Origin of the sequence: Lactobacillus rodentium, assembly GCF_003423665.1 — a bacterium.
GTDB classification, from domain to species: Bacteria; Bacillota; Bacilli; order Lactobacillales; family Lactobacillaceae; genus Lactobacillus; species Lactobacillus rodentium.
The window spans coordinates 144,085-153,272 of the sequence record NZ_BFBY01000001.1; the positions used below are offsets into that span (position 1 = coordinate 144,085).

The window sequence follows — 9,188 nt, forward strand, 5'->3', positions numbered from 1 at the left end:
AATATTGAATAAAAGCTTGACCCTATCGTAACGTAAAAGTCTAATCTAATAAATAATAGAAGGGAGAAAATAATGTCTAAAAAATTAAAACAATATAGTGTAAGTGAAGTAGCAAAAATGTTAAAGGTTTCTCCTAGAACCATTAGATTTTATGATGAAAAAAATTTAGTTTCACCTATGCGTGTTGAAGAAAATGGGTATCGTGTTTATTCTGAATAAAATATTGAAAAATTAAAAGTTATTCTTTATTTAAAAGAACTAGGTTTTTCATTATCAAACATTAAAAAGTTGTTGAATGACAAAAATGGAATATATTCCTTACAGTTATTAATTACTAATCAAATGGAATTAAATGAAAGTAAAATTTCACTTCTAAAAGAAAATCAAAATTTACTTAAAAACTTTGAAAGAGTTTTGAAAACACAAAAGTTAAAAATCAATAATGTTAGTGATGCAACTCAAATTATGATGAGGGACAAAAAGATGACAAAATTACGAAAACAAATATGGATATATACAGGTTGTTTATTTGTGATAGAATTATTAGGAATTTTTGGTCTAGTACAATTATGGAAACAAGGGACTAATATAATGATACTTGTTGTTCTTGGTTTACTATTAGCCATGAGCGTGGCAAGTTTTTTAACTTCGTATTATTATCACAAAGTTGTTTATATTTGCTCAAATTGTAAGAATGAATTTATTCCAAGTTTTAAAAATTTTTTCTTAGCTATGCATACTCCAAAATTTAGAAAATTATGTTGTCCAAGTTGTCATAAAAAATCTTACTGTTTAGAGGTAATACGTTAATTATCACAATATATATTAATATCATTAACTTTTCATCTAGGGTATAATTGTTATGCACGTTTGAAGAGGTGAAAAGAATGAAATATTTAATTACTGGAGCGACTGGTAATTTAGGACGCAGAGTAACTGAATGGCTAGCAACTTTTACAGCGCCCGAAAATATTAAAGCTGGTGTGCATAATCCGGCTCATGGAAAATTTTTAGATAAATTATCTGTGGAAAAAGTAAAAATCGATTATCAACAAGAAAACACTTTAAGGGATGCCTTTAAGGGAATCGATTTGATTATCTATATTCCAAGTAAGACTTATAAATTAAATGATCGTATTACTGAATTTGAAAATGTTTTAGCAGCTACTAAAGAAAATAATGCTTCTCTTATTTTTGTCAGCTTCTTTGCAGATCAAGAAAATAACCCATTTACTATGTCACCATTTTATGCTTATGTACCACGTCGCCTTGCTGGTTCAGGTGTAAAATATACAATCGTCAAAAACACTTTATATGCTGATCCATTAGTACCATACTTACCTGAATTAATTGAACGCCATCACATCATTTATCCTGTTGGTGCCCAACCACTATCTTTTATCACTCAAAATGATAGTGCTCATGCAATTGCAAAATTGGCTGTTGAACCGGAATTACGTGATCAAGGACAAAGTTATCTATTAAGTATGGAAAATAATTTTAATATGGTGGAATTAAGCTATATTATGCAAAATGTAACCGAACAAGATATTACTTATCAACCAGTTACTTTAAAAGAATTTGCTCATATTTATGCTGCAGAAGGCGATGGGTCAGAGCTAGCTTCAATGTATGCTGGTGGAGCAATGGGCCTCTTAAAAGCTACTTCTAATGATTTTCACCGTATTACTGGTCGTGAACCTGAAGATATGGAGCATTTTTTGCGTAATGGTTATCAAATATCGAAATTAAGTTCATTTGAGAAAGAACAACTTTAAAAGGAGTTAGCTCATTGAGTTAACTCCTTTTTCTTATAAACTATTTTGAATATTTTTAGCAAGGTAGTCATATAACATTGCTTTTTCCAATTGACTTGGATCAATACCAAGTGCTCTAGCGATCGCATAACTATATGCCCATGCAGTTGCAGGTCCACGACTTGTAATTACCTTGTGTTTTTCATCGGTAACAGTAATGTCTTCACTGAATTTAGCGCTTGGACAGTCTGCCTGAATTTCTTTTTGAAAACCTGGGTAGCAAGTATAATTCGTATCTTTTAAAATACCGTAACGACCAAAAGCAATTGGCGCAGCACACATTGCAGCATCCCATTTACCTTCTTGATTACGCTTGACCATAATATCCTTCAACTTTTCACTGTCACGTAAGTTTTCTGCACCTACACTACCACCTGGAAAAGCAACTAAATCGTAATCAAGTAAAGAATCATCCACAACTTTATCACAAGTGATTTTAATTTGATGGGCTCCCATAATATCTCTTTTATCAAGTCCAACCATATCGCAATCAACCTCTAAACGACGAATTACATCTACAACACTAAGACCTTCGACTTCTTCACAGCCATCTGCAAAAACTACAGCAACTTTAGTCATAATCAAGCTCCCTTCATATTTTAATTACTATGTTTCTATTTTAACGCAATGAATTAATTAACATAAAAAAGACAATCAGCAAACTTTTTCATATGTAAAGTAGGATGTGGTGTAATAGGAACTTTACGTCCTGTACTTATCCACATTGAATCCACATTTTCATCATTTGCTTCTTGTATTTCATCACTTAAATTGGTACCAATAACTAGCGTTTCATCCGCATCCCACTGCTTTTGTTTGATGATATCGGTAAATTTATCAAGTGAAACAGCTGAAAATATTGGTAAATCAAGGATTAAGTTAGTATTTTCAAGCCTAGCACTAATCACTTCTTTAGGTAAAAAACTATAGATAATTATCTTAGTTACCGAGGATAAGTTTGTTAAATCCGTTTGAATATTTTTAGTTAAACGTGTTTGGTGGATAAGTTGTTGATAAAAAAGTGATTTACTCTCATTTAAATCCACTTCAGGTAATAAGGCTGTTAGAAGTAATTCATATCTTTTTGTCCTTTTTTCGTTTATATAGCGGTCAAAAAGTTGATTAAAAAGTTCTTTTTTATCATTAAAATTGTTTACTCCAAATTTTTTCAAAGTATTTTTTATTGCGGCACGTTCAGTAATTTTTTCATTAAAGATTGTTCCTTCAGGAATGAGAATAATATTTTTATAGGGCATAATTAACCTCCAAATAAATTTTCTCATAAAATTAAAAAAATAGCGTAATTAGTATTGGATCTACTTTATAAAAGATATTGAAAATATAACTTATTTTGATATCATTTAGCTAATTGAACATCAGAAAGGAGAATTACTATGGCAACTGAAGTTTATTTAGTAAGACATGGAGAAACTATGTTTAATCAGTTAAATAAGGTGCAGGGATGGTCAGACTCTCCTTTAACGGTAAAAGGGATTAATGATTTAAAAGTAACGGCAAGAAATTTATCTCAAGTGCACTTTGATAAAATGTATAGTTCAGATTTAAAGCGCGCTATTGATACAGCTCACTTAATTCAGGATACTAATGAAGTCTCCGTTCCCAGTAAAATGAAAAAGTTGCCTGCATTTCGTGAGGTATTCTTTGGTTCATTTGAAGGTGATGATATTGATCAAACCTGGGAGAAAGTAGCTGTGGCTGGTGGAATGAAACCAGAGCGAAATGTGGATAAAATTATTGAAACTTTGGGTTTTGAAAAATTTAGAGATGCCACTAAAAAAGCTGACCCACGTCACCTAGCTGAAGATAGCAAGGACTTGGATGAACGAATGAATCAGGCGGTTGAACAGCTAACTAAAGAAACTAAAGGTTTAGGACGAATATTGATTGTTTCGCATGGAGATTTTATTAAAAGTTTAGGGCTACATTATTGGAAGGGAGCAAAAAATAAAGAAATTATTCCTTTTCCCGAAAATGGTAGTGTTGCTCGTGCTGTGATTCATGATAATGATAAATTTGAAATAGTTGATTACAACGTTAAAAGTAGTGAATTAAATAATTTGTAAAATATCTTCGTGGAAAAGCGAAGATATTTTTCTTTGTGACTATGGTAAACTACTAGTGGAAAAGGAGCCAAAGTATGCAAGATAGAACATCAGTTAAATTTATCTGGGTCATGATTTTAAATTTCATCATTACAATTGCTGAATTTTTGGGCGGAATCTTTTCTGGCTCATTAGCTTTATTATCTGATGCCTTACATAATTTAGGCGATACTGGTGCGATTGTTTTATCTTTTTTTGCTCATTTAATTAGTAAAAAAAATAAAGATCAGATAAAAACTTTTGGCTATGAACGTGCGGAAACCTTGGCTGCCTTTACAAATGGCGTGGCTTTAGTAATTATTTCTTTCTTTTTGATTATTGAAGCAATCGGACGTTTCTTTAAGCCAGAGCCAATCAAGGGCAATATTATGTTGGTAGTAGCTATAATAGGATTAATTGCCAACATAATTTCTATGGCCGCCATGCATAATGATTCTAAAGATAATTTGAATGTGAAATCTACATTTATTCATATGCTATCCGATGCATTATCTAGTATCGTCGTAGTAATTGGTGCAATCTTTATCAAAATTTGGCATTGGGAATGGCTGGATCCTACTTTAACTATCCTAGTTTCAATTTTTATCTTATATGAGGCTTTTAAAATAATAAAAAATGCTGCTGATGTTCTAATGGAATCTAATCCAAGTATTGATTTGGATCAGGTAAAAGAAATTATGTTAACAGTTCCTGAAATTACTAACGTTCACCATGTTCATTTATGGAAGTATTCGGATCAATTGACTATGCTAGATGCTCATGTAAATGTACAGTCAAATTTGGAAACAGCTGAGTTAGAAACTATTTATAATAAACTAGAGCAAAAATTAAGTTCTTTAGGCATCAATCATATTACTCTACAAGCAGAATGTACTCGAGGATTGAAGGAAGATATGATTGAAAACAATAAAAATGATTAATCTTACTAATTTTATCAAGAAAGGCTTTTAACAATGAAAACAAGCTTTTGGACAGCGCTTATTGTATTATTGGTTGGTTTATGGGATATCCAGTTAGCCGTAAAAAGATGGCCAAAAAAAGACCAAGAAAAAACCGATGGTTCAGCTAGTCGCGGTTATATTGCATTTTTAATTTTAGGGGTAATCTTTGTAATTACAGGTATCGTATTATTTTTTACTAAATAAGGAAAAAGGTAGTAGAGATGAATATTTGGACCTCAATTATTTTAATCATTGTTGGCTTGTATGATTTAGCGATTGTTTTCAACCGGCGTCAACAATTAAATAATGATTATGTTGGGCAATCAAAAACTTTGAAACATCAAAGATGGAACTTAATTGGATTTTTAGTAGTCGGACTGGTGTTGCTAATTGCAGGAATTGTAATGCTTTTTATCCGTAGGTAGGAGAGAATAATGGCCAAACTTGTACTTGTTCGTCATGGAGAATCAACTGCAAACCGAGATAATATTTATACTGGCTGGAATGATGTACCTTTGAGCAGTAAGGGGATAGAGCAAGCTAAATCCGCCGGTTTGAAAGTAGCTCATATTTCTGATTTTGTACCAACCCATATCCATACCTCAGTTTTATCACGTGCTATTTTAACGGCCTACATTATAGCCGATATTGGCAACTTTTTATATGTTCCTATTACTAAGACCTGGCGTTTAAATGAACGCCACTATGGTGCTTTAAGAGGGATGAATAAAGATGTATCACGCAAAGTATATGGCAAAGAGCAAGTACTTGAATGGCGAAGAGGGTTTGATAGTGTACCACCACTGCTGGATAAACCGGTTATTGATCGGCGCTATCAAACAACAGATATGCATTTAATGCCTTGTGGCGAAAGTTTGCATCAAACTCAACAGCGCCTGATGCCCTATATTGAAGATCATGTTTTTCCTGAATTACGTAAGGGGCATGATCAATTAATTGTGGCACATGGTTCAAGTTTAAGGGCGTTAATTAAAAAGATGGAACAAATTTCAGATAAGGAAATTGTTAAACTAGAAGTTCCTAATGCGCAGCCAATTGTTTATACTTTTGATCAAAACCTAAATATTCAAGGAAAAGAAATATTGCGCTAAGATCATGGTAATTTTTTTAGTTTCTTTAATACTTACTAACTCTATTTATTTTTAAAGTATTTTTATGGTAGAATTTTTACGAGTATATATAAATAGATAGATTTTAGTTTGGAGAAATAAATGCGTAAAATTTTCTTGCTTAGAGGAGCTCCAGGTTGCGGGAAATCCTCGTTTATTGCGCGTCATCACTTACAACCTTACGCTATTTCCCGTGATTCAGTGCGACTTTTATTAGCTGATTTAACTGTTTATTATGATAAAAAAACTAAGTCTCTTCATGAAGTTGTGCCACGCTATGTGACTGAACAAACTGAAAAAATGGTAGATGATTTAGTCGAACATAAGATGAAACATGGTGAAACTGTCATTGTTGATGGTACTCACATTACGCCTGAAAAAATTGAACACTTTAAGCCATGGGTTGATAAATACCGTTATGAACTATTTGTAGTTGATTTGATGCAAAATACTAGTTTAGATGGACTTTTAAAACGTAACCAAACTCGGATGCATTATGACTGGGTAAAACCAGCTGTAATTAAAAAAATGTATGAAGATTATGAAGCTAATCCGGAAGTGCCAGATTGGGCTTATCGGATTTTGCCTCATGAAATGGACCATGCTTTAAGTCAAAGGGAAAAGAATTTAGATCACTTTGCTCATGTGATTTGTGTCCCTGATAAAGTTAAGGCTGAGGATTTTCCCCATGTCCATATTTCTAATTTTTATTTTTCTTTCAACGATGAATTTAATCAAAAATATGGTTCATACCGTAATGTTATTTCATTGGGAAAAACTAGAGAAGAAGTAGTAAAAGATTTTCGTCTTCCCTTTTTCGTCTTTAAATTTCACCACAAACATTTTTTGATTTCGGCCTACCCCATTCGTAATGAAATGCTTGATCCGATTAAAAAGGTTAAAGGTGTTTGGCACTATTCAACTGGACTTTATAATGTGGGAGATTTTGTGCAAGAATTTCCAGAAAATGAGCATCCTCATGTACATCAATTTAATTTAAGTAAAATTGATGCTACTCGTTTATTACATATTTGGTAAATATAAAAAGCTTCTCTTTTTAAAAAGAGAAGCTTTTTATATTATCCGGAAAATCAATTAGTCATGAGCTAGAGCACCCATTGGGTCCCATGGTAATAATTCAATAGGATTATCTTTACCTTCTTCGTAGGCCTTCTTTAAATCTTCTGGAAGGTATTTTTTGTTAATAACTGCTTGGTAAACAAAGTTATCAAACCAAGAATCACTCATGACAAAGTAACCTTTAAATCCAGGTTTTACACCCCAAGAATTTTCAATCTTCCATTTAGTTGGTTTGCCATCGACAATATCCACGCCAGTGATAACCATGGCATGATCCATCATACTTTCACCAGAATCTAACATTTGGGCTTTAGTCATGGTAAAGTCAGTATCAAATAATTGATCACGACGGTAAAGGTTAGTATCAAGTAAACCAGCTTGACGATCAGAATCTTTAACTACATTAGAACCAAACCAGACAACTTCACCATCTTTAAGTTGCTTAATGATTAAGTCTTTCATTTCATCAACAGGAAGGTTTAAGTGACGAACTTGACGACCACCTTCAATATTACCTAAGTATTCAACTGAAAATACTTTATGAAACGGTTTGTCTTCAGTAGGAGCGTTAATAGTAGAAATGTGATTTTCTAAGTCAAGATCAACATATTTTTTGTAAAATTCCTTTGGAGTTAAATCCTTATCGATATGATAGTTTTTATCATCATCACGATATTCAAAGTTAAATTTCTTTGGTGGAACACCTAGTGAAATCGCTAAGATACGGTAGACATCATTAAGCATTTCATTTTTTCGTGCTTGAACTTCATCTTCAGATTTACCGTTGTTAACCATATCACGTAATTCTAAACCATCTTTACGAAGTAAAGCGTTTAAAGTATCGTTTAGAGCACTAGAATTGGTAGCATTAGCAGTTTCAGGATAAATACTCTTAGGCACAATACCGTACTTTTCAATAATGCCGCATAACATATCCCATTGACCACCATCTTGTTGAGGAGTAGCAAATAAGAAGGCAACCTTACGATCACCAAGTGGTTTGTCAGCACTAGAAATCACATTTTCAAAGAACCAATTAGATTTTTCAAATTTATCCCAGAAGTTAGTGTAATTTTGAGATAATTCAAAGTCTTTTAATTTATATTCTTTTTGAAGTGGATGACGCATGGTGTTTAATGCTGAGAACATCCAACAACGACCTGATTGTTTTTGATCTGCGGGCTTACCAGTTTCAATTTCAATTGAAAAAGTAGGATCTAAATCAATTTTTGTTTCTAAATTTTCACTAGCTTTGTAAATACCATTTGTTTGAGCTGCATGAGATGCAACATTAACTGCTGGGTGTTTTGCCAAATCTTTTTCATAATTAGCAATGTCAGCTTGAGAAATTTCTTTTGCCATCGAGAGATACCTCCTATAAGTTAAATTAAGAATATATTAAATTATTTATAATCCATTTTAACATAATAATAAAAAGAAAAATATTTAATCGTTAAATATTAAATCTGCGTAATAAATATATAGTTAGTAATTTTAAATTAAGTATTTAGAGTAAAATATACATTAGATTATTATTTAAGGAGAAAGCTATGCGTACTCGAGGATTTGAAGTAGTTACAAAATATAAAGATAAAAATATTAACTTACCGCAACGACAGACACTTGCGAGTGCAGGCTATGATTTTGAGGCAGCTGAAGATATTACAATTCCATCAATTTGGTGTTTAGATTTTGTCAGAATTTACCGTTTAATAAGAAATGGACATGAACTGAATGAATTAGATTTAGAAAGAGCTGAAAAAATATTAAAGCCAATTTTGGTTCCCACAGGAATAAAGGCTTACATGCCAGAAGATGAAGTTTTAATTTTGGCAAATCGTTCATCTAATACTTTTAAACGTAATACTGCTCTTCCAAATGGAATTGGCGTAATTGATAGTGACTACTACAACAATAAAAATAATGAAGGGGAAATTTATTTTCAATTTATTAATTATGGCGTACGTCCACGAAAAATAAAAAAGGGTGATCGGATTGGACAAGGAATATTTATGAAATATTTAAAAGCCGATGATGATCAACCAGTTTCACAACAACGAGCTGGAGGCTTTGGTTCTTCAGGAGTTTAATTAGAAA

At 32.2% G+C, this 9,188-nt stretch carries 13 protein-coding genes; 10 read left to right on the forward strand and 3 right to left on the reverse strand.

From position 1 onward, the window contains the following. Positions 1–72 precede the first annotated feature (72 nt). The 3 genes from LrDSM24759_RS00760 to LrDSM24759_RS00770 all read left to right on the forward strand — a co-directional run bounded on the left by LrDSM24759_RS00760 (position 73) and on the right by LrDSM24759_RS00770 (position 1,778). Positions 73–219, forward strand: coding sequence for a MerR family DNA-binding transcriptional regulator (locus tag LrDSM24759_RS00760; protein WP_117117483.1), 147 nt, complete (start codon positions 73–75; stop codon positions 217–219). Positions 220–342: 123 nt separating this feature from the next. Continuing rightward, entirely contained in the window at positions 343–810 is a 468-nt protein-coding gene (locus tag LrDSM24759_RS00765; protein WP_117117485.1) for a hypothetical protein, read from the forward strand. Positions 811–887: 77 nt separating this feature from the next. Next, positions 888–1,778 (forward strand): NmrA family NAD(P)-binding protein, encoded by an 891-nt coding sequence (locus tag LrDSM24759_RS00770; RefSeq protein WP_117117486.1) that lies wholly within the window; start codon positions 888–890, stop codon positions 1,776–1,778. A gap of 33 nt (positions 1,779–1,811) precedes the next feature. Here LrDSM24759_RS00770 and LrDSM24759_RS00775 read toward each other — a convergent pair whose 3' ends face one another. Both LrDSM24759_RS00775 and LrDSM24759_RS00780 read right to left on the reverse strand, forming a co-directional pair. Continuing rightward, the gene (locus LrDSM24759_RS00775) at positions 1,812–2,396 is read right to left on the reverse strand and encodes a DJ-1 family glyoxalase III (RefSeq protein WP_117117488.1); all 585 of its coding nucleotides are present in this window, start codon (positions 2,394–2,396) and stop codon (positions 1,812–1,814) included. Positions 2,397–2,449: 53 nt separating this feature from the next. Next, positions 2,450–3,073, reverse strand: a complete 624-nt coding sequence (locus LrDSM24759_RS00780) for a hypothetical protein (RefSeq protein WP_117117490.1) — start codon at positions 3,071–3,073, stop codon at positions 2,450–2,452. A 138-nt stretch (positions 3,074–3,211) separates the two neighbouring features. Between LrDSM24759_RS00780 and LrDSM24759_RS00785 the strand changes: the two genes are divergently transcribed. The 6 genes from LrDSM24759_RS00785 (at position 3,212) to LrDSM24759_RS00810 (ending at position 7,049) form a co-directional block, all read left to right on the forward strand. After that, complete coding sequence (locus tag LrDSM24759_RS00785; RefSeq protein ID WP_117117492.1) at positions 3,212–3,901, forward strand: histidine phosphatase family protein; 690 nt, start codon at positions 3,212–3,214, stop codon at positions 3,899–3,901. 74 nt (positions 3,902–3,975) lie between these two features. Next, positions 3,976–4,860: a cation diffusion facilitator family transporter gene (locus LrDSM24759_RS00790; RefSeq protein ID WP_117117494.1), complete on the forward strand. Its 885-nt coding sequence runs from the start codon at positions 3,976–3,978 to the stop codon at positions 4,858–4,860. Between the two features lie 33 nt (positions 4,861–4,893). Then, a complete protein-coding gene (locus LrDSM24759_RS00795; RefSeq protein WP_117117496.1) occupies positions 4,894–5,085 on the forward strand; it encodes a hypothetical protein in 192 nt (63 codons plus the stop codon). Positions 5,086–5,102: 17 nt separating this feature from the next. Beyond that, positions 5,103–5,306 (forward strand): hypothetical protein, encoded by a 204-nt coding sequence (locus LrDSM24759_RS00800; protein ID WP_117117498.1) that lies wholly within the window; start codon positions 5,103–5,105, stop codon positions 5,304–5,306. A 9-nt stretch (positions 5,307–5,315) separates the two neighbouring features. After that, on the forward strand, positions 5,316–5,993 hold the full coding sequence (locus LrDSM24759_RS00805; RefSeq protein WP_117117501.1) for a 2,3-bisphosphoglycerate-dependent phosphoglycerate mutase: 678 nt from the start codon (positions 5,316–5,318) through the stop codon (positions 5,991–5,993). A gap of 120 nt (positions 5,994–6,113) precedes the next feature. Then, entirely contained in the window at positions 6,114–7,049 is a 936-nt protein-coding gene (locus tag LrDSM24759_RS00810; RefSeq protein WP_117117502.1) for an AAA family ATPase, read from the forward strand. Positions 7,050–7,106: 57 nt separating this feature from the next. On the opposite strand, the gene pepC is transcribed toward LrDSM24759_RS00810, so the two are convergent. Continuing rightward, the gene (gene pepC, locus LrDSM24759_RS00815; protein WP_117117504.1) at positions 7,107–8,453 is read right to left on the reverse strand and encodes an aminopeptidase C; all 1,347 of its coding nucleotides are present in this window, start codon (positions 8,451–8,453) and stop codon (positions 7,107–7,109) included. Positions 8,454–8,641: 188 nt separating this feature from the next. On the opposite strand from pepC, the gene LrDSM24759_RS00820 reads away from it, so the two are divergent. Continuing rightward, on the forward strand, positions 8,642–9,181 hold the full coding sequence (locus LrDSM24759_RS00820; RefSeq protein WP_117117506.1) for a dCTP deaminase/dUTPase family protein: 540 nt from the start codon (positions 8,642–8,644) through the stop codon (positions 9,179–9,181). Positions 9,182–9,188: the final 7 nt, after the last annotated feature.

Bases quoted from the DNA above. Each gene is read 5' to 3' on its own strand.
- LrDSM24759_RS00820 (WP_117117506.1), top strand. From the start codon at position 8,642: ATGCGTACTCGAGGATTTGAAGTAGTTACAAAATATAAAGATAAAAAT.
- LrDSM24759_RS00790 (WP_117117494.1), top strand. From the start codon at position 3,976: ATGCAAGATAGAACATCAGTTAAATTTATCTGGGTCATGATTTTAAAT.
- LrDSM24759_RS00795 (WP_117117496.1), top strand. From the start codon at position 4,894: ATGAAAACAAGCTTTTGGACAGCGCTTATTGTATTATTGGTTGGTTTA.
- pepC (WP_117117504.1), bottom strand. From the start codon at position 8,453: ATGGCAAAAGAAATTTCTCAAGCTGACATTGCTAATTATGAAAAAGAT.
- LrDSM24759_RS00760 (WP_117117483.1), top strand. From the start codon at position 73: ATGTCTAAAAAATTAAAACAATATAGTGTAAGTGAAGTAGCAAAAATG.
- LrDSM24759_RS00765 (WP_117117485.1), top strand. From the start codon at position 343: ATGGAATTAAATGAAAGTAAAATTTCACTTCTAAAAGAAAATCAAAAT.
- LrDSM24759_RS00785 (WP_117117492.1), top strand. From the start codon at position 3,212: ATGGCAACTGAAGTTTATTTAGTAAGACATGGAGAAACTATGTTTAAT.
- LrDSM24759_RS00780 (WP_117117490.1), bottom strand. From the start codon at position 3,073: ATGCCCTATAAAAATATTATTCTCATTCCTGAAGGAACAATCTTTAAT.
- LrDSM24759_RS00810 (WP_117117502.1), top strand. From the start codon at position 6,114: ATGCGTAAAATTTTCTTGCTTAGAGGAGCTCCAGGTTGCGGGAAATCC.
- LrDSM24759_RS00805 (WP_117117501.1), top strand. From the start codon at position 5,316: ATGGCCAAACTTGTACTTGTTCGTCATGGAGAATCAACTGCAAACCGA.
- LrDSM24759_RS00800 (WP_117117498.1), top strand. From the start codon at position 5,103: ATGAATATTTGGACCTCAATTATTTTAATCATTGTTGGCTTGTATGAT.
- LrDSM24759_RS00770 (WP_117117486.1), top strand. From the start codon at position 888: ATGAAATATTTAATTACTGGAGCGACTGGTAATTTAGGACGCAGAGTA.
- LrDSM24759_RS00775 (WP_117117488.1), bottom strand. From the start codon at position 2,396: ATGACTAAAGTTGCTGTAGTTTTTGCAGATGGCTGTGAAGAAGTCGAA.